This is a genomic window from Streptomyces sp. NPDC052496 (assembly GCF_040679095.1).
Lineage (GTDB): Bacteria > Actinomycetota > Actinomycetes > Streptomycetales > Streptomycetaceae > Streptomyces.
Genome location: NZ_JBFAUH010000018.1, coordinates 25,323 through 49,280 on the forward strand (window position 1 = coordinate 25,323; position 23,958 = coordinate 49,280).

Below are 23,958 nucleotides of genomic sequence, written 5' to 3' on the forward strand. Positions count from 1 at the left end.
ATCATGGAGACGGCGATGACGAACGGTCTCGGTGTGGTGGCCGTGACGGGCGTGGTGGCGGGCGCCACGCTGCTCTCCTGGCTCGCGGGCACGAGCCGGCACCGGCGCCGGCGGCTCACCCGCGCGGGCCGGGAGCGGGCCGAGCACCGGCAGCGCGAACTCCGGGCGGTCGCCGACCGAGTACGGCTGGCCGAGCGGACCCGTATCGCCCAGGACATGCACGACGTGCTCGGCCATGACCTCAGCCTGCTCGCCCTGCGCGCCGGAACGCTGTCCCTCGCGTCCGGGCTCGACGAGCGCCACCGGCGCGCCGCGGCGGACATCAGGAACCGGGCGGCGGCGGCCGTGGAGCACCTCGGGGAAGTGGTCGGAGTCCTGCGGGACGGGGCCGGTGCCGCGCCGGCTCGACCGCCGGGGTCCGGTCTCGCGCACCTGACGGCCGAGGCCTCCAGGTCCGGCCTCCCGGTCGAACTGCGTGTCGACGGCGCGGCGGACGGCCTTTCCGCGCAAGCCGAGCAGGCCCTCCACCGCGTCGTTCAGGAGGCGCTGACCAACATCGTCAAGCACGCGCCCGGCGCGCGGGCGACCGTCCATGTGACGCACACGCCCACGGAGACGACGGTGCTCGTGGCGAACGGCCCGCCGTCCCGCCCGGCCACCGCCCTCCCGCCGGGCGGGGGCCGCGGCCTCACCGGTCTCGGCGAACGGGTGCGGGCGGCGGGCGGCACCTTCCAGTACGGCCCGTGCAACCCGTACGGTCCGTACCGCCCGTGTAGCCCGTACAGCCCGTACAGTTCCTATGGCTCGTGCGGTCCCCACGGCCGTGGCTTCGCGGTCGTCGCACGGATCCCCCGCCGCCGGGCCCCCGCGCCGCCCGCGCGCGTGCGGCAGGACCGTTCCGTGAGCGTCCGGTGATCCGGGTACTGATCGCCGACGACGACGCGATGGTCCGCGCCGGGGTGCGCGCCGTGCTCGCGACGGCCCCGGACATCGACGTCGTCGCCGAGGCCGTCGACGGCCACGACGCCGTGGAGCAGGCCCGGCGCCACCGCCCCGCGGTGGCCGTCCTCGACATCCGTATGCCGGGCACCGACGGCATCGAGGCGGCGGCCGAGATCCGCGGCACGGTGCCGGCCACCGGCGTCGTGATGCTGACGACGTTCGGCGAGGACGACCACATCCTGCGGGCGCTCGGCTGCGGCGCGGCCGGCTTCCTGGTCAAGTCGGGCGACCCGGCGGACCTGATCGCGGGGGTCCGCGCGGTGGCCGACGGCGCCGCCTACCTGCCGCCGAAGATCGCGGCCCGCGTCGTCGCGCACCTCGCGGCGAGCGGCGCGGGCTCCCAGGCCGGGCGGCGGGCCGCCGCCCGTGACCGGGTCCGCGCGCTGACCGCCCGGGAGCGGGAGGTGCTGGCCTTCCTCGGGGGCGGGCTGTCCAACGGTCAGATCGCCCAGCGGCTACGGGTGGTGGAGGGGACGGTCAAGGCCCATGTCAGTTCGATCCTGGCGCGGCTGGACATGGACAACCGGGCCGCCGCTGCCGTCGTCGCCCACGAGGCCGGAATCGTTCCGCCTGCCGCGCCCGGCCCGCCGTGACGCCGGAGACCGGGCGCACCTTCACAGGCCGAGCCCTCACCTGCCGAGCCCTCACCTGCCGAGCCCTCACCTGCCGACCTCTCACATACCGAGGAGCCCTCACCTGCCGAAGCCTCAGATACGGTCCACCGCGACCGCGGTGTACGGCGTGGTCGGCAGCGGCGGGTCCACGTCGAAGCGGGCGTTGGGCAGGTAGATGCGGTCGCCGCAGGCGGCGGCGGTGGTCGGTATCCGGAAGCGCGGGTCGGTGATCCGGGCGACGGCCCGGCCGAACGTGCCGGGGCGGTTCAGGCGCAGGACGTCCACGGCGTTCTGCGCCTGCTGCACGACGTACAGGTCCCGGTCCAGGAGCAGCAGCCCGTCGCCGTTCACGAGCGGCGGGCCGCTGTGCGTCACCTTGCGGGCGTTCCCGGTCCGCTGATCGACCCGGAAGAGCGCGCCCGCATAGGCGTTGACGACGAGCAGCGCCGTGCCGTCCGGAGTGCGTTCGATGCCGTTGGCGCTGAACTCCGGGCCCTGGACCCACTCGCCGGTCAGCGGCAGGGTGCGCAGCCCGTCCGGGCCGGGCAGTTCGCCGTGCCGCCCGAGGGGCAGCACGTACAGCTGGGCGCGGAAGGAGTCGGTGAAGTAGGCGGCCTCCGGGGTGAGGATGACGTCGTTGACGAAGTTCTGCCCGTCGCCGGCCGGGTAGGTGGCCAGGACGGTGCCGTCGCGGGTGTCGATGACGCGGAGCGTGCCGGGGCCGCCCGCGACGAACAGCCGTCCCCGGGCGTCGGTCTTCAGGCCGACGGCCTGCCGGCCCGTGCCGAGACCGCCGGTGATCAGCCTGCCCCGGCCGGTGGCCAGGTCGGCGCGGTAGACCGAGGCGTCGGCCAGGGAGCCGAAGTACGCGTACGGGCCCGGACCGATGGCGATGCCCTCGGGGCGGAACCCGTCGGGCAGGGGGATCGTGGTGGGCCAGCCGCCGGCCGCGCGGGCCGGTGCGGCCTGCGGTCCGAGTACGGCGCCGGCGCCCAGTGCCGTACCGGTGGCGAGGAGTCTTCGGCGGGACAGGGAACGTGACATGGTGCGCGTCCTTCCTGCGGGGACCGAGGGGCCTGTGACCGCTCAGCCCAGCACACCCCCGGGCCCGCCGTCCGCCGCACCGGCACGTCTTCACAAGCGAAGCGGGGCGCTCCCTCACGTGAGGGAGCGCCCCGGGGGCGGAGGGTGGCGGACCGTTTCGCCCGCGGCCCGTCAGGAGGTCAGAGCGCGACGCCGAGCAGCGCGTCCACGGAGCGCGACACGAGGCCGGGCGCACCCTCGTCGCTGCCGCCGTCCGCCTGCTGCGCGGCGGCCCAGCGGTCGACCGCGGCGAGCGCGGCGGGCGAGTCCAGGTCGTCCGCCAGCGCCGTACGGATCTCCTCCAGCAGCGCGTCGGCGGGCGGGCCGTCCGGGCGGGAGACCGCGGCACGCCAGCGCGCCAGCCGCTCCACGGCCTCTTCCAGGACCGCGTCCGTCCACTCCCAGTCGGCGCGGTAGTGGTGCGCGAGCAGGGCCAGGCGGATCGCCGCCGGGTCCGTGCCGTCGCGCCGCACCTTGGAGACGAAGACCAGGTTGCCCTTGGACTTGGACATCTTCTCGCCGTTCAGGGCGACCATGCCGGCGTGCACGTACGCCTTGGCGAAGGGGTGCTCGCCGGTGAGGGCCTGGGCGTGCGAGGCGCCCATCTCGTGGTGCGGGAAGGCGAGGTCGGAGCCGCCGCCCTGCACGTCGAAGCCCATGCCGAGGTACTGCAGGGCGATGGCCACACACTCGATGTGCCAGCCCGGCCGGCCGCGGCCGAGCGAGGCGCCGTCCCAGCTGGGCTCGCCGTCGCGGGCGGCCATCCACAGCATCGGGTCGAGCGGGTTCTTCTTGCCGGGGCGCTCCGGGTCGCCGCCGCGCTCGGCGGACAGCACCCGCATCGCCTCGGCGTCGAGCCGGGAGACCTCGCCGAAGTGCAGGTCGGCCTCGACGGAGAAGTAGATGTCGCCGTCGAGCTCGTAGGCGGCGCCGCTGTCGCGCAGCCGCTCGACCATCGGGACGATCCACGGTATGGCTTCGACGGCGCCGACGTACTCGCGCGGCGGGAGCATCCGCAGGGCCGTCATGTCCTCACGGAACAGGGCGGTCTCGCGCTCGGCGAGTGCGGTCCAGTCGTCGCCGGTGGCCTGCGCCCGCTCCAGGAGGGGGTCGTCGACGTCGGTGACGTTCTGCACGTAGTGCACCTGGCGCTTCGTGTCGAGCCACACGCGCTGGACCAGGTCGAACGCGTTGTAGGTCGCCGCGTGCCCCATGTGGGTGGCGTCGTACGGCGTGATGCCGCAGACGTAGATACGGGCGACGGGACCGGGGGCGAGGGTCACCCGTCCGCCGGTCGCGGTGTCGTGGATCCTCAGGTCGCGGCCCTGGCCGGGCAGGGCGGGGACCTCAGAAGCGGGCCATGCATGCATGCCTTGAGCGTAACCGGATGCACGTTCCGCATACGAACCGGATCTCGGATCTTGGCTGAGAAGGCACTCTTGCGCCGAGGGGGGATCTGTGCCATCGGGTCGCCACGGGGGCTGTACCGGGGCCGTAGGGGGCTTACCAGGGGCCGTACCGGGGGCCGTACGAGGTGGGGCGGGCCGCCCGCGGGCGCTCGGCGGGCACCCGCGGGCACGTCTCAGACCGGCGGCCAGGGGATCGGCGGCCAGTCGCCGCCCGGGTGCGGGTGCACTCCGGTGCGCAGCAGGTCCGCCACGCGGGCGCGCAGCGCCGCCAGCTCGGCGGCGGTGATCAGTCCGGCCAGCCGGGCGGCGAGCGGGGCGCCCTCCGCCAGTTCCGTGGCGAGCCGCGCCAGTACCTCGCGGGCTTCCTCGGTCAGCGGTTCGCCCGCCCAGCCCCACAGGAGCGTGCGCAGCTTGTCCTCGGCGTTGAAGGTCACACCGTGGTCGATGGCGTAGAGCCGGCCGCCCTCGGCGGGCAGCAGGTGGCCGCCCTTGCGGTCACCGTTGTTGATCACGGCGTCCAGGACGGCCAGGCGCCGCAGCCGCTCGTCGTCGGCGTGTACCAGGAGTGCCGTACGCCCTTCGCCGACCTCGGCGAAACCCACCGGTTTCCAGCCGGGCCCCGGCTCCTCGTCCTCGACCAGCGCCAGCAGCTCCGCGCCGTCGGGCACCGCCTCGATCCACTCCTGGACCATGCCCTGCCCGTACGGGCCGTCGCGCAGCACGGTGGTGGGCACCAGGTCCCAGCCGGTGGCCCGGGACAGCTCGTACGCGGCGACCTCGCGCTGGGCGAGGGTGCCGTCGGGGAAGTCCCACAGCGGGCGCTCGCCGGCGACGGGTTTGTAGACGCAGGTGCCGCTGACGCCCTCGTGGGTGACCGTGCAATACAGGACGGCGTTGGACGCCGCACGAACCTGTCCGCGTACGGTCAGCTCGCCGTGCGTGAGGACGTCGGCGGTCAGCCGCCCGGCGGCCCGGACGGATATCCCGCCGGTGCCGCCGGTCCCTCCGCCACCGTTGCTCCCGTCAGCGCCGCCACCGGCGCCGCTGCCGTTCGCCCGCCCCTCCGGGCCGCTGTCCCGGCCGTCACCCGTACGGCCGTCCGCCACCTGCCCGGCCGGGCCGCCGCCGGCCGCCGCCGTCTCCTCCCCCGGCATCACGCGTCCCGCCGGTATCCGTTCTGACGCGGGCATACGTGTCCTTCCGGGTCGAGCGGCAGGCTGCACAGCGGGCAGGGCGGGCGCCCCGCGTTGACGACTTCCAGGGCCCGCTTGGCGAAGGAGCGGGCCATCGTGCCGGTGAGGCGCACGCGCAGCATCGGCGGGCCGTTCTCGTCGTCCTGGAGCAGCCGCTCCTCGGCCTCGGCGAGGTCCTCGTCCGTGTCGGCCTCCAGCTCGACCAGCGCCTGGGCCTCGATGATCATGCGCTGTTCGTCGCCGTCCCAGGCGAGCGCCATCGTGCCGACCCGGAACTCCTCCTCGACCGGTGACTCCAGCGGCGCGGTGTCGGTCATCTCGGCGGGGGCCACCGCGGGGACGGGCGCGTTGCCGCCGCTGCGGCGCACCACCTCGTCCAGCAGCTCGTCGATACGCTCGGCCAGCGCGGCGACCTGGGTCTTCTCCAGGGCGACACTGGTGGTGCGGCCGGAAGCCGTCGCCTGGAGGAAGAAGCTACGGCGGCCAGGCAGCCCGACCGTACCGGCCACGAAGCGGTCCGGCGCGTCGTAGAAGAACACCTGACGGGACAACGTCCTGCTCCGTTTGCTCGACTGCGGGGTCACTGAGGTCGCTGCGGTTCCTGCGGGTGTGGCTTCCGGGTACGGAACGCAGGAGGTCTGGCAGACAGCGCCGTCGCACCACCCTACTGCGCCCGCTGATCACGGTCCGCCCGCGCCACCGCCGACGGCCGCGTCCCGGTCGTCGGCCGCCGTGCTGCCGTCCGCCCGCGGCGCCAGCCCGCCGAAGTGGCCGGTGTCGCCCAGGCGTACGACGTAGGGCCGCAGCCGGGTGTAGCGGATCGCGGTCAGCGAACAGGGCTCGACCGAGATCCGCTGGAAGAGGTCGAAGTGCAGCCCGAGGGCGTCCGCGACCAGCGACTTGATGATGTCGCCGTGCGAGCACATCACATAGACCGCTTCGGGGCCGTGCCCGGCCTCGATCCGGGCGTTCCAGTCGCGCACCGCGTCCACGGCGCGGGCCTGCATGGCACGCATGGACTCCCCGCCGGGGAAGGCGGCGGCGGACGGGTGCTGCTGGACGACCTCCATGAGCGGTTCGTCGTTGAGTTCGGCCAGCTTGCGGCCGGACCAGTCGCCGTAGTCGCACTCGTTGACGCGGTCCTCGGTGTGCAGGGGCAGGCCGGGCCGGGCGTCGAGGAGCGGCTGCAAGGTCTCCAGGCAGCGCTCCAGCGGGCTGCTCACGGCGGCGGCGAGCGGCAGGTCCGCGAGGCGGCCGGGGAGCGCGGCGGCCTGGGCGGCGCCCCGCTCGTCGAGGGCCACTCCGGGCGTCCGCCCGGCGAGCAGGCCGGACGTGTTGGCGGTGGAGCGGCCGTGCCGCACCAGGATCAGCGTGGGCATGGCAGCCAGCCTACGTTCTCGGTCCGGCGGGGCCGGACGCGGGACCGGGCAGTGACACCGGGCACCGTATGCCCGTGTCCTGCGCTCCTGGCACGACGCGGCACGGCGAGTGACAATGCCCGGTGTGATCGTCGACTGCGCCATTTACCAGGACGGCCGCCGCACCGAGGGGCCGCGGGACTTCTCCGACGCCCTCGACGCGGCACGCGCCGAGGGTCACTCGTTCCTGTGGCTCGGACTGCACGAGCCCACCAGGGAGGAGTTCGACCATGTCAGCAGGGAGTTCGGACTGCACCCGCTCGCCGTGGAGGACGCCCTCAAGGCCCACCAGCGGCCGAAGCTGGAGGTCTATGACGACTCGCTGTTCGTCGTGCTCAAGCCGATCTCGTACGACGACACGGCGGGCACCGTCTCCGCCAGCGAGCTGATGATCTTCCTGGGGGACTCCTTCGTGGTGGTCGTCCGGCACGGCGCGGCCAGCCCGCTCGCCGCGGTCCGCCGGCGCCTGGAGCACGAGCCGGACGTCCTGCGGCACGGCCCCACCGCCGTGCTGTACGCGGTCAGCGACGCGGTGGTCGACCATTACATCGAGGTGGCCGCGGAACTCCAGGTGGACCTGGAGGAGTTGGAGGCGGAGGTGTTCGCGCCGTCCCGGTCGGACACCAACAACACCGCCGCCGCGATCTACGCGTTCAAGCGCGAGGTGCTGGCGTTCCGGCGGGCCACCAACCCGCTGGTGGAGCCGATGCTGCGGCTGCAGAACCCCGGGGTGCCGTTCGTGCACGACGAGGCCCGGCCGTTCTTCCGGGACGTCGGCGACCACCTCACCCGCGCCAACGAGTCCGTCGAGGGCCTGGACCGGCTGCTGTCGGACATCCTCAGCGCCCACCTGGCGCAGATGGGCGTGCGGCAGAACGACGACATGCGCAAGATCTCCGCCTGGGCGGCGCTGGCGGCCGTGCCGACGCTGATCGCGGGCGTCTACGGCATGAACTTCGAGCACATGCCCGAGCTGAAATGGTCCTGGGGCTACTACGGCATCCTGACCGTGATGGCGGGCATCGAGCTGCTGCTGTACCGCATGTTCAAGCGGCGCGGCTGGCTGTGAGCGCCGACGCGGCGCGTTCCGTGGGCGCGTCCCGTGGGCGCGTCCCGTGGCCGCGTCCCGTGGGCGCGTCCCGTGGCCGCGTCCCGTGGCCGCGTCCCGTGGCCGCGTCCCGTAGGCACGTCCCGTAGGTACGTCTCAGGCGGGTTCGGGCGCCGCGGCGGCCGGGCCGCCCAGCGCGTCGCGCCGTTCCGGGAGGCGCAGCGAGACCATCCGGCGCCGGCCGGCGAGCCGCTCGTAGGCGTACACCGCGCGGATGCCGGCGGCGAGGAGGGCGGCCTTCGGGCGCGGCCAGCCCAGGATGCGCCCCATCCGGGCCATCACGGCCAGGCTGACGTCCCGGTAGACCTCGGCCTCCACGCGCGCCGCGGCGCGCAGCGCGCGCCGGATCGCCGGGCCGTGGCCCCGCTCCGCCAGCCGCAGCAGCTCCTCGTGGCAGTAGGCGAGGTGGTTCTCCTCGTCGTGGGCGATCATCGTGATGGCCCGGCCGATGTCGGGGTGCCCGCCGAAGTGCTTCTTCAGCAGGTCCATCTGCTCGGCGGCGCGCTGCTCGGTGACCCGGCTGTGCGCGAGGTAGGTGACGATGTCCTGCTCGGTGAGCGGCTCGTCGCGGCGCAGCCTGTCGTGCGCCAGGCCGATGCCCCGGCGCTCCAGGAGGACGGTGTAATCGGTGGCTTCCGGGACGGGGACCGGGTCCAGGCCGCGCTTGCGCAGCAAGGCGTGGAACAGCCGGCCGTGCTTGTCCTCGTCGGCGCCGTGCCGGGCGGCCTTCGGGGCCAGTGCCCGCAGCGAGCCGGGTATCAGGACGGCTATGCGGCCGTTCTCCCAGCCGCCCTGCGCCTCGCCGCCGGCCGCGATGGAGCAGAAGAGCCGGTAGGACTCGTCGTGGTCGAGGATCTCCTGGAACAGGCTTCTGGCCGAGAGCACCGGGCCACCTCCGATACGCCGCTTCCGCAGGAGAAAAGTGAAGTGCGCCACGGGAAGGGTGGCAACCGGCACGTCGGCCATCTCGTTCGAACAGGTGACGGGCCGGACCGTCGGAAGACGGACCGGCGGCCGGACGGAGCACCGCGCCGTAACCACGCGGGCCGTCCCGGCGTTGTGCGGGGTGACGGCCGTGGCGGGGAAGACCCCCGAGCCCCCACCACGGCCGCAGGCTTGCCCGCGCTCCACCACGGCCGCGGGCTCGCCCGCGCTCCGCGCCCCTGTGCGGTGCTACGCCAGGCCGGCGCGCTCCAGGGCCTCGGTGCCCGCCCGCAGCGAGGCGACGCGCTCCTCCAGGGTGAAGCCGGCGGGCGCCAGCGTCAGCGTGGTCACGCCGGCCGCCGCGTACGCCTGCATCCGGTCCGCGATGCGCTCGACGGAGCCCAGCAGCGTGGTCTGGTCGATCAGCTGCTGCGGGATCGCGGCCGCGGCGCCCGCCTTGTCGCCGGACAGGTACTTGTCCTGGATCTCGGCGGCCTCCTTCTCGTAGCCCATGCGCCGGGCGAGCTGGTTGTAGAAGTTCTGCTTGCGGCTGCCCATGCCGCCCACGTACAGCGCCGTGTACGGACGGAAGGCGTCGGCCAGCGCGCTGACGTCCTGGTCCGCGCCGACGGCCAGCGGCAGCGTCGGGCAGACGTCGAAGCCCTCCAGCGTCTTGCCCGCCTTCTCCCGGCCGGCCCGGATGTGGGTGATGGCCGTCTCCTCCAGGTGCTCGGCGGAGGGGAAGATCAGTAGGGCGCCGTCGGCGATCTCACCGGTCTGGGTGAGGTTCTTCGGGCCGATCGCGGCGATGTAGAGCGGAATGTGCTCGCGCTGCGGGTGCACGGTCAGCTTCAGCGGCTTGCCGGGGCCGTCGGGCAGCGGCAGCGTCCAGTGCTGCCCCTCGTAGGACAGCCGCTCGCGCGTCATCGCCTTGCGGACGATCTCCACGTACTCGCGGGTGCGGGCCAGCGGCTTGTCGAACTTCACGCCGTACCAGCCCTCGGACACCTGCGGTCCGGAGACGCCCAGGCCCAGGCGGAAGCGGCCGCCGGACAGCGAGTCGAGGGTGGCGGCCGTCATCGCGGTCATGGCGGGCGTACGGGCCGGGATCTGGAAGATCGCCGAGCCGACGTCGATGCGCTCGGTCTGCGAGGCGACCCAGGAGAGCACGGTGGGGGCGTCGGAGCCGTACGCCTCGGCCGCCCAGCAGACCGCGTAGCCGAGCCGGTCGGCCTCCTGCGCGACGGCCAGGTTGTCCGCGTCCATCCCGGCGCCCCAGTAGCCGAGGTTGATCCCGAGCTTCATGCCGCTCCCCTTACTGATCAGTAACGTCGGTGTTCCGGGGACTCTAGCGCGGGGTGGCGCCGGGCGTCACCGGGCGGCCGTCCGACGTGGCGGGCCGCCCGGTTGTCCACAGGCCGCGGCGCACCGGCCGTCGGTTGTCCACAGGTTCCCCTGGCCCGGGCGACGGGCCAGTAATCTCAAGGCCCATGGAGCAAAGGCACCTCGGCCGTACGGGCCTGCGTGTGTCCCGTCTCGGCCTCGGCACCCTGACCTGGGCCAGGGACACCGACGAGCACGACGCCGCCGAGCAGCTCAAGGCGTTCTGGGAGGCCGGCGGCACCCTGGTGGACACGGCGGACGTGTACGCGGACGGCGGCGCCGAGTACCTGCTGGGCCGGCTCTGCGAGGGGCTGGTGCCGCGCCGGGACCTGGTCATCGCCACGAAGGCGGGCAGCGTCCTGGACGCGGACCGCCGCGTCGACGGCTCCCGCCGCCACCTGCTGGACGCGCTGGACGCCTCGCTGGAACGTCTCGGCACGGACTACGTCGACCTCTGGCAGCTGCACGCCTTCGACCCGCACACCCCGCTGGAGGAGACCCTCCAGGCGCTCGACATCGCGGTGGCCACCGGCCGCGCGCGCTACGTCGGCGTCTCGAACTTCTCCGGCTGGCAGCTGGCCAAGGCCGCGACCTGGCAGCTGTCCGCGCCGACGATACGGACGCGCCTGGCCGGCACCCAGATGGAGTACTCCCTCCTCCAGCGCGGCATCGAGCGGGAGCTGCTGCCCGCGGCGCGCGACCTGGGCGTCGGCCTGCTGCCCTCGTCGCCGCTGGGCCGCGGGGTGCTCACCGGCAAGTACCGGCACACCACCCCGGCCGACTCGCGCGGCGCCTCGGAACAGCTCGCGCCGTTCGTCGCCCCGTACCTGGACGACACGGCGGGCCGCATCGTCGAGGCGGTCACCACGGCCGCCGACGGGCTCGCCGTCACCGCCCTTCAGGTGGCCCTCGCGTGGGTGCGCGACCGTCCAGGAGTCGCCGCCCCGGTGGTCGGCGCACGCACGGCGCAGCAGCTCAGAGCGGCATTGTCAGTGGAGACCCTTAGTCTTCCTGACGAGATCTGCCGGGCCCTGGACGACATCTCGGCCCCGGTGCACCACTACCCCGACCACGACTGGAGCACGCTGTGAGTACCGACCGTCTCTCCGACGAGGCCGCGCCCGAACCCACCGCGCCCGGCCCGGAGACCGCCCCCGAGGAGACCGCCACGACGGTCACCCCGGAGGCAGCCGGGACGGAGGGCGCGGCGGGTGGTGCGCCGGGGGGCGCGGGTGCGGATGCGAGTACGGATGCGGGTACGGCGGAGGCCGGGGGCGCGGTGGACTCCGGCCGTGTGGCGGCGGACGGGGACGCGGAGCCGGAGGGTACGGCGGCGGGCACAGAGCCGGAGGGTACGACGGCGGACGCGGACGCGGAGGGTACGACGGCAAGCACGCACCCGGACGGTACGACGGCGGGCACCGACGCGGACGCGGACCGTACGGCGGCGGACGCGCCCACCGGTGCGGGTGACGCCGCCCCGGGCACCGCGAAGGACGCCCCGAACAGCACCCCGAGCAGCACCGCGAACGGCACTCCGAACACCATCCCGGAGGCCACCCCTGCCACCGGGCGCGCCAGTGCGCCCAGTGCTGCCGCGCTGGCGGCGGCCGTGCGGGCCGTGGAGAGCGGGGAGCGGTCGGCGGACTCGTTCTTCACCGAGCGGTCGCCCCGGTCGGGCGGCGCCGGCGCGGCGGCAGGCGCCCGGAAGCCCCAGGGCGGCGTACCGGCCCCGGCGGCGGGCGCCCAGGAGCGCGGCGGCCCGGCCGGCACCCCGCCGCAAGCCGCCGGGCCCGGCCGGCCCACCGCCGCGCCCGGCCAGGACAGCGCCCCTGGCCACACCCGCCCGGCGCCGGGCGGTGACGGCGGCAGCCGTCCCGTTCCCGCTCCCCACACGATGGCCCATCCGGCCACGACGGCGGACCTGGCCCCCGGCCTCGACGGCGTACGGCAGGTGCTGACCGCGGGCGGCGCACCGGAGGCGCTGGCCGCGAAGACCGCCGAGACGCTCGGCGAGCGCGCGGCGGAGGCGCTGCGCGCGGACCCGTGGCAGCTGCTCGCCGTGCCGGGCGTCCGCCCCGAGCAGGCCGACGGCTTCGCGCGGGCGCTGCTCGGGCCGGCCTGTGAGCCGGACGACGCCCGCCGTGCGCAAGCCCTGGTCGGCTGGCTGCTGGAGCAGGCCGCCCTGGCGGGGCACTCCGCGCTGGAGGCGCCCGCGCTGCGCGCCGCGCTCGCCCAGCGCTCGGTCACCGACCCGGACGAGGCCCTGCAGACGGCCATCGCCGAAGGGGCCGTACTGGTCTTCCAGGACGCCGTCGAGACGCCCGGCGCGGCCCGTCCGGCGGCCGGTGACGAGGACGAGGAGCAGCCGGTCCGGGTGCTGCTCGGGCTCGACCGGTTCGCCATGGCCGAGGAGAGCGTCGCGGACGGTCTGGCTCGGCTGCTCAACACCTTCGAGGAGCCCGGCGACGGGGACGCCACCTCGGCGGACGACGTCGAGCAGGCCGCGGACAGCGCACCGGCGGACGCCTCGGAGGATGTGCCCGGGCAGGGCGGCCCCTCGCAGCCGTCCGACGGAGTGCCCGGCGAAGGCGCGCCCGTACGGCAGCCCTCCGCCGCCGCGTGGGACGCCGCCGCGGCGGCCGCCCCCTCCCCTTCCGCCGCGGAGCTGGTCCGCGCCGCGGCCCGCAGCGGCCTGGTCGCGCACACCGGCGCCGAGGCCGCCCGCGCCGAGCCCGCCGCGCTGATCGCCGCGGCCCGCGCGCTCGGCCTGCGGGCGTGCGGCGCCACGCACACCCCGGACGGCCGCGCCCGCCTGGCCCGGCACCTCGCCGAGGCCGCCGGCGCGTACACCGGCCTCGCCGGCGCGCCCGCGCCGGGTGACGCCGCCGAGGCCGCCGTCACGCTCTCCGGGCTGCTGGCCGGCCGCGAGGGGCCGGGCCGGGACGCGGACGGCGCGCTCGCCCTGGACCTGCTCGTCGTCCTGGACGCGCCGCAACTGGACCTGGAGACCGCCGCGATGCTCGTGGAGTCGCTGGCCGACGGCGCCCGGCTGGTGCTCAGCGGCGACCCCGGCATGCTGTGGTCGGCGGGCCCCGGCCGGCTCTTCGCGGACGTCCTGGCCGCCCACTGCTGCCCCCAGGTCGCCTCCCGCACCCCGGACTTCGGGCCGGTCGGCGAACTGGTCTCGGGCATCGGCATCGGCGAGCTGAACCAGGTCGAGGCGCCCGGCAAGGAAGTGGTGATCGTCCCGGCGCGCGACCCGGGCGAGGCGGTGCACCGCACCGTCCAGCTCGTCGCCGACTCGGTGCCCCGGGCGATCGGGGTGCCCGCCGAGCAGACGCAGGTCGTCACCGTCGGCCACGGCGGCGCCGCCGGTACCCGCGCGCTGAACGCGGCCCTCAAGGAACGGCTCAACCCCGGCCCCGGCCGGTTCGGCGGTTTCGACCCGGGCGACCGCGTCGCCTACTCGCCCGCCCCCGGCCGTACGGTCACCGGCACGGTCACCGGCGCCGACGCGGCCGGGCTGCACCTGGACTGCGCCGGCTCCCCCGTGGTCGTACCGCGTGAGCGGGTGAGCCCGGAGACGGTCCGGCACGGCTGGGCCGTCACCGCCCACCAGGCGGTCGGCTCGCGCTGGCCCGCCGTGGTGGCCGTACTGCCGGGCGACGCCGCCAAGGGGCTCACCCGCTCCTGGGTCTACACCGCCTTCAGCCGCGCCGAGCGCCATCTGTCCGTCGTGCAGGGCGTGGACCAGGCGCTGCCGCGCGCGGTCGCGGAGATCCCGGCGAAGGAGCGCACCACCCGCCTGCGGACGCTGCTCCAGCTGCACACGGTCCAGGCCACGGCGGACGCCTTGGCCGGCTGACACAGCCCCACCCGGTCCCCGGGACGGCGCACATCGAAGCACCGTCCCGGGACCGTCACATGCCCACATACCGGCACACGTCCACATAGCGGCACATAACCACGTACCGGCAGGCGCCTACGTACCGCCAGGCGCCTACGTACCGTCACGCGTCCACATACCGGCACATATCCACATACCGGCAGGCGCCTACGCGCCGTCACGCGTCCGCAGACCGTCACACGCCCGCCCGACAGGCATCCGTACGCCCTGCCGGCCCTACCGCTCCCCGTCGAGCGGCTCCAGTACGTCGTCGTCATCGGCGTCGGCGCCCAGGTCCTCGTCGAAGACGGAGCTGACGTCGAAGCGGCACACGACCCGCTGCGGATCGGTCTGGTCGAACGGCGCGGACAGCCACTCCCCCGGCTCCGGTGTCTCGTCGGCGGCGACCACCCACAGGGTGGAGTCGCCCTCCTCCAGACCGAACTCCTTGTGCCGGGTGGCGATCTCGTCCGGTTCGAACTCCCCGAAGAGCACGCCCAGCGCCGCGTGCACGCTGCTGCCGACCACCCCGGCCACCGAACCCGTACCGCCGTTGACCGCCCTGGCCTCCGCCGCGGCGTCGGCGGCCGACTCCGGGTCGAGATCGGCGATCCGCTGGGCCTGGGACAGCAGCCGCTGTGGTTCGACCACCGCGTAGTCGCGCCGGATCAGCACGCTCAGCGCGCTGGGTTCCTCCGGGCCCGCGTAGGCGGGCAGCGTGTCGTTCCCGGGGATCTCGAAGGGAGTGACCTCGTCATAGGTGTCGTACAGCAGCTCGTCGTACGCCTCAGCCGCCGCGGCGAGTTCGTCGAACGCGGCGTAGACGGCGGGGTCGTCCTGGCCCGAGCGGTGTTCGACCGCGTCGAGGTGGCGGTCCAGCGCGGCTTTGACCGCCTCGGCGGCGGCACGTACCTCGGCAGCGGAAGGCTGCGCAGCATCAGACATAGTGCAGACGCTATCCGTACCGGGGCCGGTCCCGCACAATAGATGCGATGCCGGAATACGAATTCTGCGATGTGTATGTGCCGCGGGGGGTCTCCCGCAAGGCCGCCACACGCCTGCTGACCGACCATGCCGAGTACGGACACTGGGAGTTGGACCGCCTGCGCCTCAACCCTGACGGCAGCCGCCGCGTGCGGCTGCGCCGCCGTATCATCCGCCAGATCCGGGCGACTTGGTGAACTGCCGCGACCACCGCGACCACCGCGGCACGGTCCGGGCCGGGCTGACCGCATGCGACGCACCGTCCGAAATGCCCGGACTGACCGGACCGGCCACACCGGCCACACCGGCCACACCGGCCACTGTCCGACGGCTGTACATACGGCGGAGCGGGCCCCGCCGGCGCGGGGCCCGCTCCGTCGTACCGGCCTGACGACGCTGCCGGGCCGGTCCCGGGCGGACGCCCGCGGACGCTCAGGCCCGTGCGGAACGTGCGCGGCGGTAGAGCACCGCGCCGCCGATCAGCAGGCCCGCGCTCGCCGGCAGCGCGATGCCGAGCGCTCCCGCGCCGGTCTGGGCGAGGTACTCCGCCGCGCTCTCGGTGTCCTCGGGCGGAGTGACGATCTGCGTACGCGGCGTCGCCTCCTCCTTCTGGAGCCGCGGCGCGCGCTCCTGTACGGCGCCCGCCGTGTCCGTCGTGTGCGGCCGGTGCCCCGGGGCGGCCGGACCGGCCGGTTCGCCCGCGCGGTCCTCGGCCCGGGGAGCGGGACCGCCCGGGGTCCGCGGGTTCTCCCGGCCGCCGGACGGCAGCGGGCCGTGCCCGGCCGGGGTGCCCGGCGCCGTACCGTGATCGGTGCCCGTGCCGGTGCCGTCCCCGGTGCTGCTGCCCTTGTCGGCGCAGCCGTTGGCGTTGACGGGGTTGCCGAGCCCGACGACCGACACCGAGTTGCCGCAGGCGTTGACGGGCGCGTGGATCGGCGCCTGGACCTGGTTGCCCGAGGCGACGCCGGGCGAGCCCTGCGCCGAGCCCTGCGCGCCGGTCCCGCCGCCGTGCCCGTTCCTGCCGGAGCTCCGGTCGCCGCGGGAGCCGCCGCCGTTCTCGCAGCTGTTTCCCATGGCGGGATTCAGCAGCCCGACGACGTTCGCGGAATTCCCGCAGGCTTGCACCGGGATGTGCACGGGAACTTGGGCGGCATTACCCCCCAACACCCCTGAGGAATGCGCCGCGTTTCCCTGCGCACCGGAATCCGCCTGCGCGTAGCCGCCCGCGACGGCCAGTACGCCGCTCGCTGCCGCCATCGTGATCAGGCCCTTTTTCGCGACCTGTCGCATAGGTTCGCTCTCCCCTGCCTCTGACCTACCGAATGACCCGCGGCACATCGCACGTCCACGGGCCGGAACAACCGTCGGCTCCGGAGTGCATGGCGCGCACTCCGGAGCCGACCGGGATCACAGCCTTACGGTTTCAGGCACCGCGTCAGTCGTTGACGCAGGTGTTGCCAAAGGCAGGGTTCAGCAGCCCGATGATGTCAATCGTGTTGCCGCACAGGTTGATCGGCACGTGGATCGGGACCTGGAGGGTGTTGCCCGAAATGACACCCGGGGAGTTCAGGGCGGCGCCCTGCGTCCCCGCGTCGGCGACGGCGATGCCCGCGCCAGCGAGCACCAGACCGCCGGTGGCAGCCGCGGCAGCGACGACCTTCTTGATCATTATTCCTCCTTGTTGGCAATGCGGTCCCAGCCGCGGACCGCACCCTCTGCAACGAGGAGAAGGTGATGAAGCTACGAGCCTATGACGCCATTCACTCGTTCCGGCTAAATGCGTACGCCTGGCCGATTACCCGGCTCGCGTACCACGTCAGGGCACGGATTCCCGCGCCGTGGCGCGGGAATTCACCGCTCAGCTCTGCTCGATGAACCGGTCGAGTACACGCGTACCGAACTTCAGTCCGTCGACCGGCACCCGCTCGTCCACGCCGTGGAACATGCCGGCGAAGTCCAGCTCCGGCGGCAGCTTGAGCGGCGCGAAGCCGAAGCACCGGATACCGAGGTCGTCGAAGGACTTCGCGTCCGTACCGCCGGAGAGCATGTACGGAACGGCCCGCGCGATCGGGTCCTCGGCCTTCAGCGCCGACTGCATGGCCGCCACCAGAGGGCCGTCGAAACCGGTCTCCAGTGCCTTGTCGGCATGAATGTCCTCGCGCTTGACCCGCGGACCGAGAATTCGGTCCAGATCGGCCAGGAATTCCTCCTCGTGGCCGGGCAGGAACCGGCCGTCGACGGCCGCGGTCGCCTGGCCCGGGATGACGTTGACCTTGTAGCCGGCGCCCAGTTGGGTCGGTGCCGCGGTGTTCTGCAGCGTGGCCCCGATGATCTTCGCGATGCCGCCCAGCTTGGCGAGGGTCTCCTCCATGTCCTCCGGGTCGAGTTCGGTGCCCAGCGCGTCCGACAGCTCGTCCAGGAAGGACCGTACGGTCTTGGTCACCCGCACCGGGAACTTGTGCCGCCCCAGCCGCCCGACCGCCTCGCACAGTTCGGTGATCGCGTTGTCGCTGTTGGTCATCGAGCCGTGACCGGCGGTGCCGTCCACGGTCAGCCGCATCCAGTGCATGCCCTTCTGGGCCGTCTCGATCAGATACAGCCGCAGGTTCTCGTTGACGGTGAAGGAGAAGCCGCCGACCTCGCCGATGGCCTCCGTCACCCCCTCGAAGAGCCCGGGGTGCTTGTCGACGAGGTGGCGCGCGCCGTAGACGCCGCCCGCCTCCTCGTCGGCGAGGAAGGCCAGCACGATGTCGCGCGGCGGCTTGCGGCCGGAGCGCAGGCGGTCACGGACGACCGCGAGCGTCATCGCGTCCATGTCCTTCATGTCGACCGCGCCGCGGCCCCACACGCACCCGTCCGCGATCTCTCCGGAGAACGGGTGGTGGGTCCAGTCCTCGGCGTTGGCGGGCACCACGTCGGTGTGCCCGTGGATCAGCAGCGCGGGCCGCGACGGGTCCGTGCCCTCGATGCGGGCCACCGTCGAGGCGCGGCCCTTGTGCGACTCGAAGATCTGCGGCTCCAGCCCGACCTCGGCGAGCTTCTCCGCCACGTACTCGGCGGCGGCGCGCTCACCGGGGCCGGAATGGTCGCCGTAGTTGCTCGTGTCGATCCTGATCAGGTCCCGGCACAGGTCGACGACCTCGTCCTCGCCGGTGACCGTACGGGCCGGCTGCGACTCGCTCACACTGCCTCCTCATGGTTCACGGCCGCGCCGTCCTCCCGAAGGGGGCCCGGTCCGCGGCGGGGGTCCACCGCCATCCTCCCTCTCGGCGGCGCTGCGCCCAAGGCCGCAATCCTCCCGACATGCGCTGGTCACAGACGTACCCCCGGCTCCAGGCGGCCGTGATCGACCACCCCTGAACGTTTGCTATTGTTTTCCTTGTCGGAAGGGCCCAGCGGGCCGGACCGGCAGACACCTGGTCCGGGTGGCGGAATGGCAGACGCGCTAGCTTGAGGTGCTAGTGCCCTTTATCGGGCGTGGGGGTTCAAGTCCCCCCTCGGACACCAGCAGAGACCCCAGTTGATCTGGGGTTTTTCTGTTTCTCCGGCTGTGGCGTGACCAACCTACCTGGCCCAGGTACGCGGACCGAGCGTCACGCCGACCAGCACGGAGGGTGAGGGAAGCTGAGCCCCATGGCCGGGCGGGTGGGCGCCTGACCGTCCTGCCGAGCAAGCCCCGGCCCGTGAGGAGCCGGGGCCTCTTTGCTGAGGGGCCTACCGCAGCGGACACATCAGTTCCGGCTCGGCCTGGTTCGGAGAACAGCACACCAGAGCCAGAGACAGGAACGAGGGGCGTTCGAGAGAGAAGCCGTGCGACACGTCCCCGCCCCAGCAGAGCCGTTCGGCAGCAGAGCTGACCAGTACCGCCAGCCGCGTCGTGTCGCGGTCCGACTCGGAAGCGAACCGGGGCGCGTGCGCCGCAAGCTGTTCCCCGAGCCATTGCGCGGCCTCTTTCGGCTCGTCCCAGGTGCCCCGCACCAGCCTGCCGGGCTTGATCAGCCAATAGGCCGTCTCCAGCGGAGGAAGGTCCACGACGGGGAACTCCGCCTTCACCAGCCGATAGCGTTCAACGAGCCGCTTTCCTGCTGTGTCGTCATCACCGGCCGGAGCCGGGGGCGAATGAGGGTGGGCAGGCCGCCGCAATGCCTCCTCGTCGAACCGTTTTTTGGAGCCGGTCCACAGATAGCCGTGGTAGTGCAACTGGTGATCCTTCAGAGCAGTTGAAGGCGGCCCCCGCCCTCCCCAGAGAACGGAGGCCGCCGGTCAGGGAGCGGCCACTCAGGCCGACAGGCCGAAGCGGACCGGGTCGATACCGGCCGCGTCCAGTTCGGCAGTGGTGAACCTCAGCGGCTCCGCACCGGGCCGCTTGCTGTCACCCAGCGCCCACACATCGGGGCCGATCTTCGCGAGGGTCACGCAGGACTCACCGTCCGGGTGCGTGTTACCCCCGCACGCCTTGAGGAACGCGGCTCCGTCGATGGGCAGGCTGTAGAGATCGGTCCGGGACATGGGTGCGCCTTCCTGCGGGGAGATCAGTGAAGGGGCAGGCTCAGAACGGGTACTGCTCCGGCTTCTGCACGTACACGACCCCAGGGGCAAGCGCCGTCGCGGACTCCCGAAAGAGTTCGCCCAGCATCGACCTGGAACCGTCCCGCATGGCATTGGTCAGACCCTCGGCCAATAGAGCGGCCTCAGACGGAAGCAGAACCATTTCTGTGTCTGCCACGTGCCGACCGTTCTTCGTCAACCATATCGGGACACGAATGTTCCCCTCATCATCCCGATACGCCTTACGGCTCGAAATCGGGTCCATCCGCCAACCCTGCGGGATGCCCTGCCTGTGATTTTTCGGTTCGGTCGGCATGGGTACATCCTCGGGCCGACAGGGCTATGACTCCAGCAATATGCGCGTTGTCGAATAAAGATCATTGACGGAATGACCATGCCCACTCAGTCAATAGCTCCCGCGCGGCGTCATCGAAGAGGGCATGTGCCTCGTAACCGGCGAACCGGTCGAGGAGTGCACGAACGTCTTTCGGGTCTCGAAAGATGGCCGCACCAAGGTCCGTCTCGATAGTTGCTAGGCGATCGTCGTAAACGGTGAAAGTACTCAATGGGCTGTTGCTGAACTTCACGCCCATCGGCAATACGCCAATCCGAATATTTGCTTGAAGAGCGAGTGATGCTAGCCGGTCAATCTGCATTGCCATGGCGTCTGGCCGCACAAGCGGGTACCTGACGGCTTGTTCGGTGAGGAGAAATGTGAATCGATTGGAACGATCGAGCAGTACGGCCTGCCGTTCGAGCTTCATGCCGACCGCCTTGGCCTGCTGTGTCGGCGGAGCGTGGGCGATGCTCTCCCTAATATAGTCCGGCGTGGCTAGCAAGCCCGTAGTCATGGATAGCAGGAAGTACCGGAAGTCCGTGGTCGCGGCTTCCAGTCCGGCTAGCTCCAGTTGCTTCTTGTCCAGTCCCTTCCGATGCAGGGCCTTGCGGTCCTGCCATTCTGTCTGGGCTATTCGAGCCATAGCCATCACTTCGGCCGCAACGGCGCGTGAGGCTCCAACTCCTTTCAGGATCTGCTCAACGTCCACCAAAGACGGACGGAGTTTGCTCCCTTCGATCCTGCTGATTTTGGACTGAGACATATTGCAACGCGCAGCAAGCCGGACTCCTGAGAGTCCGGCTTGTTTGCGAAGCTGCTTGAGCATGGCCGCCAGTTCCAGACCGGACTGATCAAGCTGGTCAGGCTCGATGGCCACCGTTCACGTACTCCTCGAAGGGGATAGATTCCCTTACGGCGATGCGCTGGTATTCGATGAATGGAGACACGTCACCCTCGAAGACCTCGCGATTAATCTGCCTGCCGTCCGGCTCGTAGTTCATGAGAACGACCTCTACGCGGTCGAACATCCAGAAGTCTTGAACACCCTCAAGCGGGTTGAGGCGATCGGTTACGTCGAGGATGCGGATTTCATCCCCGGCTCTGACATGGACCTCGTAGTAGCGGGTGAACTCGAATTTCAGATACTCCGAGAGCGGCTGCGTCACGATGTGTACCCGGCCGTTGCGTTTTCCTTCAGCGCGCTGACGCGAGATGCGCTCTGTATACGGAGAGGCCGTGTACGGGGTCAGGGGGCGCCCCTCACGGAAGGCCGCGAACTCCTCCGCCTCGTGTGGTACGAGGTACTGCGACAGCGTCTCAAGTCGCCACGCCTCCTGTTTGATCTCGGCGAACCGCCGACGCCACTCGTCACTATCCAAGAGCACGTACAGCCTCCCTCAGAACTTCTTCCGGGATCTCCACCAGGGCCTCACCGGACGGCGGCGTGAACACCTCTGAAACGCTGCCCTGAACGACAAGCGAGCCGTTCGCCTTCCGGTAGACGTTCGGGCAGTCTTCGTCACCGCAGGTGCCGTTCCCGTTGCCGGTAAGCCGAGTCAGTTCCTCGCGTGCCATGCTGAACCCCCTCGTAGCCAGCCCTGGTCGGGGCCGTTGGCAATGACCGTACGAGGGAGGCAGGACGGCGTCTATGCAGGGACGCGACTATGCCCGTACTCGCATAAAGATCATGCTGGGCCCGGAGATGAGAGCGGCCGGTACCCAAGGCGCCGGACGACGGTTGGCCACGTGACCAACGCATGACCAACAGCGGTCCGGAACGGCCCGAAACGGGGGAACGCATGACCAACGGGGTTGGTCAAATCTGCGGAGTGTCGAGTACGTCTCCGCAGGTCAGATAGCTAGAATGCTGGTGCCCGAGTGGAGAGTTCAAGTCCCCCCTCGGACACCAGCAAAACCCCAGCTCAGCTGGGGTTTTCGCGTTCTGCGGGCGGGGCCGCCACTGCTCAGGGGCGGGCGGCCGCCCCGTCGAGGGGGATGACGGTCCGGTACTTGCCGCCGGGGGCCTGCTGGGGTGGTTCCTCGGCGCGCTCGACCGTGACGTGATCGAGTCCGTTGTCGGCGAGCAGGCGCGTCAGCTCCTGGCGGGCGCCGTCCCACACACGGTCCGGATCGGCGCCGGCGGCCGGCCGCAGCCGTACCCGCAGGGCCGCGGGGGCGGTCTGCTCGACCTGGAAGAGTTCGACTCCGGGAGTGCGGTCGAAGAGGGTGCCGAAGGCCAGCGGCGCGAGTTGCACGGGGGCGCCGCTGCGGGCGGGGAAGGTGAGGATGTCGCCCGAGCGGCCCTGCACGCGCAGCGCGGGCAGCGGGTTGCCGCACGGGCACGGGTCGGGGCGGAGCAGGACGCTGTCGCCGAGGTCGTAGCGCAGGAACGGCTGCACCCGGTTGGCGAGGTTGCTGATCAGTACGGTGTGCGAGAACTGGCCGGGCGGGGTCGGCCGGTGGTCGGCGTCGACCGGTTCGAGTACGGCCCAGTCGCTGTTGACGTGGTACCAGCCGTGGACGCAGCTGTGGCTGAGGTAGGTGCACTCGGTCGCGCTGTACATCGCGCGGACCGTGGTGCGGAAGGCCCGGGCGATCCGGTCGGTGTCCTCGGAGGTCATCGTCTCGCCGGCCGGCTGGATCAGCGCCGGGGCGATGCGCAGGCGGCCGGCTTCCTGCTCGGCGGTGAGCAGCATGATCGTACTGGCGTAGCCGATGACGAAGGCGGGGCGGTACGCGTTGAGTTCGGCCACCAGTTGCGGCATCGGGGTGTGCACCGGGAACGCCCGGATCAGCTTGCTGCGCCAGCCGCCCGCGTGGAGCGTGCGGGAGTACGCGGCAAAGCCGACATAGTGCCCGCCGGTGGCCACGAGCTGGGCGAAGCGGCCGCCTCGGGCGGCTGCCCGCAGCAGGCCGGCGGGCCCCAGCCAGGAGGCGAGCGCCCGGGAGGTGAGCGCGGCGCCCACGTCCATGTACCGGTCGTCGAGGACGAAGAGGCCGCGCCGGCCGCTGGTGCCCGAGGTGGTGGCCACCAGGTACTTCCCGAGGAACCGCCGGCCTATCCGGTCGGGGGCGTCGGTGAAGGCGCGTACCTTCTCGTACGTGACGGCGCGGTCGGCGGCCCAGTCGTCGAAGTGCGCCATCAGCGTCTTCTTGTCGGTGACCGGCAGCAGCGCCGGGTCCTCCACCCGCTCGGGCAGGCCGCTGTAGAGACTGCGGTAGTACGGGGAGGCGGCCCGTGCGTGGGCGACCATGTCGGCCAGCCGGTCGCGCTGCCGCCGTGTGACGGCGGGCATGCCGTCCTTGCGGGCCCTGCGGACGTCCCGTCCCAGCCACGCCGCGTTCTCGGTCATCGTGTGGTGCTCCTTCCAGGTACGGTGCCGGGCCGCAGCCCGGCCTGCCCCAGGACGGCGAGGAAGTAGGCCTTGACCTCTTCCGGGCCGGTGGTGTCGGGGTGTGCGGCGAGGTGCTGCAAGGCCGCGCCGCTGAGCAGCTGCTGAAGGATCTGCGGGTCGCTGTCCGGGGGCAGTTGCCCGGCCGCGCGCGCCCGTTCCAAGGTGGTGCGCACCGCGAGGCCGCGGTGGCTGCCGTGCGCCTGGTGGTAGGCGCGCAGCAGTTCGGGAAGGTCGTCGACCGTGCCGTAGAGGCGGCGGATCAGTTTGCGTGCGCGGGGCTCGGCGAGGTGGCCGGCCCAGGCCGTGACCATGCTGTCGATGTCCGGCCAGTCCATCGAGCCGGGGTCCACGTCCCGGTACTCCCACTCGACCGCACGCACCAACAGGTCGGTGAGGGTCGGGAAACGGCGGTACACGGTGGCGCGGGTGACTCCGGCGCGGCGCGCCACCTGTTCGATGCTGGTCCAGCCGATCCCCCGCTCGATGAGCAGGTCGAGCGCGGCCGTGAGGATCGCCTCGTCGGCCTCCCGGCTGCGCGGCCGGCCGGGGGTCTTCGTCCGGGGGGCCGGCATGGCGAGGGTGTGCCCTTCGGGCTCGCTGTCAGGCTTCACACCATTACGATACAGCACAGCTCTGTATTGTAATGAGGGACGGTTCAACTGCGGACCGTG

Annotated in this window: 25 protein-coding genes and 1 tRNA gene; 7 read left to right on the forward strand and 19 right to left on the reverse strand. The window is 72.2% G+C overall.

The window, feature by feature from the left end:
* The first annotated feature begins 15 nt into the window (after positions 1-15).
* Entirely contained in the window at positions 16-915 is a 900-nt protein-coding gene (locus AB0L45_RS23545; RefSeq protein ID WP_365842957.1) for a histidine kinase, read from the forward strand.
* Complete coding sequence (locus AB0L45_RS23550) at positions 912-1,595, forward strand: response regulator transcription factor (protein ID WP_365842959.1); 684 nt, start codon at positions 912-914, stop codon at positions 1,593-1,595. The genes AB0L45_RS23545 and AB0L45_RS23550 overlap by 4 nt, the downstream gene beginning before the upstream one ends.
* A 114-nt stretch (positions 1,596-1,709) precedes the next feature.
* On the opposite strand, the gene AB0L45_RS23555 is transcribed toward AB0L45_RS23550, so the two are convergent.
* The 5 genes from AB0L45_RS23555 to AB0L45_RS23575 form a co-directional block, all read right to left on the reverse strand.
* Positions 1,710-2,660 carry a superoxide dismutase gene (locus AB0L45_RS23555; RefSeq protein WP_365842961.1) on the reverse strand — a complete coding sequence of 317 codons (951 nt, stop codon included), beginning with the start codon at positions 2,658-2,660 and terminating at the stop codon, positions 1,710-1,712.
* A gap of 179 nt (positions 2,661-2,839) precedes the next feature.
* Positions 2,840-4,069 (reverse strand): cysteine--1-D-myo-inosityl 2-amino-2-deoxy-alpha-D-glucopyranoside ligase, encoded by a 1,230-nt coding sequence (gene mshC / locus AB0L45_RS23560; protein ID WP_365842963.1) that lies wholly within the window; start codon positions 4,067-4,069, stop codon positions 2,840-2,842.
* Positions 4,070-4,281: 212 nt separating this feature from the next.
* Positions 4,282-5,262, reverse strand: a complete 981-nt coding sequence (locus AB0L45_RS23565; RefSeq protein ID WP_365843279.1) for an SCO1664 family protein — start codon at positions 5,260-5,262, stop codon at positions 4,282-4,284.
* Entirely contained in the window at positions 5,262-5,852 is a 591-nt protein-coding gene (locus tag AB0L45_RS23570; RefSeq protein WP_365842965.1) for a DUF3090 domain-containing protein, read from the reverse strand. The genes AB0L45_RS23565 and AB0L45_RS23570 overlap by 1 nt, the downstream gene beginning before the upstream one ends.
* Positions 5,853-5,981: 129 nt before the next feature.
* A complete protein-coding gene (locus AB0L45_RS23575) occupies positions 5,982-6,680 on the reverse strand; it encodes a histidine phosphatase family protein (RefSeq protein ID WP_365842967.1) in 699 nt (232 codons plus the stop codon).
* Positions 6,681-6,795: 115 nt separating this feature from the next.
* On the opposite strand from AB0L45_RS23575, the gene corA reads away from it, so the two are divergent.
* On the forward strand, positions 6,796-7,788 hold the full coding sequence (gene corA, locus AB0L45_RS23580) for a magnesium/cobalt transporter CorA (protein ID WP_365842969.1): 993 nt from the start codon (positions 6,796-6,798) through the stop codon (positions 7,786-7,788).
* A 135-nt stretch (positions 7,789-7,923) separates the two neighbouring features.
* Here corA and AB0L45_RS23585 read toward each other — a convergent pair whose 3' ends face one another.
* Together AB0L45_RS23585 and AB0L45_RS23590 are read right to left on the reverse strand one after the other, a co-directional pair.
* Entirely contained in the window at positions 7,924-8,712 is a 789-nt protein-coding gene (locus tag AB0L45_RS23585) for a ferritin-like domain-containing protein (RefSeq protein ID WP_365842971.1), read from the reverse strand.
* A gap of 288 nt (positions 8,713-9,000) precedes the next feature.
* Positions 9,001-10,056 (reverse strand): LLM class F420-dependent oxidoreductase, encoded by a 1,056-nt coding sequence (locus AB0L45_RS23590; RefSeq protein ID WP_365842973.1) that lies wholly within the window; start codon positions 10,054-10,056, stop codon positions 9,001-9,003.
* A 185-nt stretch (positions 10,057-10,241) separates the two neighbouring features.
* Between AB0L45_RS23590 and AB0L45_RS23595 the strand changes: the two genes are divergently transcribed.
* Entirely contained in the window at positions 10,242-11,225 is a 984-nt protein-coding gene (locus tag AB0L45_RS23595; protein ID WP_365842975.1) for an aldo/keto reductase, read from the forward strand.
* Positions 11,222-14,002: a helix-hairpin-helix domain-containing protein gene (locus AB0L45_RS23600; RefSeq protein WP_365842977.1), complete on the forward strand. Its 2,781-nt coding sequence runs from the start codon at positions 11,222-11,224 to the stop codon at positions 14,000-14,002. Before AB0L45_RS23595 ends, AB0L45_RS23600 begins: the two co-directional genes overlap by 4 nt.
* A gap of 258 nt (positions 14,003-14,260) precedes the next feature.
* Here AB0L45_RS23600 and AB0L45_RS23605 read toward each other — a convergent pair whose 3' ends face one another.
* Positions 14,261-14,968 (reverse strand): hypothetical protein, encoded by a 708-nt coding sequence (locus tag AB0L45_RS23605; protein ID WP_365842979.1) that lies wholly within the window; start codon positions 14,966-14,968, stop codon positions 14,261-14,263.
* 47 nt (positions 14,969-15,015) lie between these two features.
* On the opposite strand from AB0L45_RS23605, the gene AB0L45_RS23610 reads away from it, so the two are divergent.
* On the forward strand, positions 15,016-15,204 hold the full coding sequence (locus tag AB0L45_RS23610) for a DUF5703 family protein (protein ID WP_003986762.1): 189 nt from the start codon (positions 15,016-15,018) through the stop codon (positions 15,202-15,204).
* A 235-nt stretch (positions 15,205-15,439) separates the two neighbouring features.
* On the opposite strand, the gene AB0L45_RS23615 is transcribed toward AB0L45_RS23610, so the two are convergent.
* From AB0L45_RS23615 to AB0L45_RS23625, 3 genes are all read right to left on the reverse strand, one after another.
* Positions 15,440-16,297, reverse strand: a complete 858-nt coding sequence (locus AB0L45_RS23615; protein WP_365842981.1) for a chaplin — start codon at positions 16,295-16,297, stop codon at positions 15,440-15,442.
* 145 nt (positions 16,298-16,442) lie between these two features.
* Positions 16,443-16,676, reverse strand: coding sequence for a chaplin (locus AB0L45_RS23620; protein WP_361154179.1), 234 nt, complete (start codon positions 16,674-16,676; stop codon positions 16,443-16,445).
* A gap of 189 nt (positions 16,677-16,865) precedes the next feature.
* Positions 16,866-18,191, reverse strand: a complete 1,326-nt coding sequence (locus tag AB0L45_RS23625; protein WP_365842983.1) for a M20/M25/M40 family metallo-hydrolase — start codon at positions 18,189-18,191, stop codon at positions 16,866-16,868.
* 235 nt (positions 18,192-18,426) lie between these two features.
* On the opposite strand from AB0L45_RS23625, the gene AB0L45_RS23630 reads away from it, so the two are divergent.
* Positions 18,427-18,514, forward strand: a tRNA-Leu gene (locus tag AB0L45_RS23630).
* Positions 18,515-18,721: 207 nt separating this feature from the next.
* On the opposite strand, the gene AB0L45_RS23635 is transcribed toward AB0L45_RS23630, so the two are convergent.
* From AB0L45_RS23635 to AB0L45_RS23670, 8 genes are all read right to left on the reverse strand, one after another.
* Positions 18,722-19,207, reverse strand: a complete 486-nt coding sequence (locus AB0L45_RS23635) for a hypothetical protein (protein WP_365842985.1) — start codon at positions 19,205-19,207, stop codon at positions 18,722-18,724.
* A gap of 78 nt (positions 19,208-19,285) precedes the next feature.
* Positions 19,286-19,516, reverse strand: a complete 231-nt coding sequence (locus AB0L45_RS23640; RefSeq protein WP_365842987.1) for a DUF397 domain-containing protein — start codon at positions 19,514-19,516, stop codon at positions 19,286-19,288.
* Between the two features lie 40 nt (positions 19,517-19,556).
* Positions 19,557-19,871, reverse strand: coding sequence for a hypothetical protein (locus tag AB0L45_RS23645; protein ID WP_365842989.1), 315 nt, complete (start codon positions 19,869-19,871; stop codon positions 19,557-19,559).
* 61 nt (positions 19,872-19,932) lie between these two features.
* Entirely contained in the window at positions 19,933-20,769 is an 837-nt protein-coding gene (locus AB0L45_RS23650) for a Scr1 family TA system antitoxin-like transcriptional regulator (RefSeq protein WP_365842991.1), read from the reverse strand.
* Entirely contained in the window at positions 20,753-21,277 is a 525-nt protein-coding gene (locus AB0L45_RS23655) for a DUF6879 family protein (RefSeq protein ID WP_365842993.1), read from the reverse strand. Before AB0L45_RS23655 ends, AB0L45_RS23650 begins: the two co-directional genes overlap by 17 nt.
* Positions 21,264-21,467, reverse strand: a complete 204-nt coding sequence (locus AB0L45_RS23660; RefSeq protein WP_365842995.1) for a hypothetical protein — start codon at positions 21,465-21,467, stop codon at positions 21,264-21,266. The genes AB0L45_RS23655 and AB0L45_RS23660 overlap by 14 nt, the downstream gene beginning before the upstream one ends.
* 389 nt (positions 21,468-21,856) lie before the next feature.
* Positions 21,857-23,245: a phenylacetate--CoA ligase family protein gene (locus AB0L45_RS23665; RefSeq protein ID WP_365842997.1), complete on the reverse strand. Its 1,389-nt coding sequence runs from the start codon at positions 23,243-23,245 to the stop codon at positions 21,857-21,859.
* Positions 23,242-23,898: a TetR/AcrR family transcriptional regulator gene (locus AB0L45_RS23670; RefSeq protein ID WP_365842999.1), complete on the reverse strand. Its 657-nt coding sequence runs from the start codon at positions 23,896-23,898 to the stop codon at positions 23,242-23,244. The genes AB0L45_RS23665 and AB0L45_RS23670 overlap by 4 nt, the downstream gene beginning before the upstream one ends.
* Between the last annotated feature and the right edge of the window lie 60 nt (positions 23,899-23,958).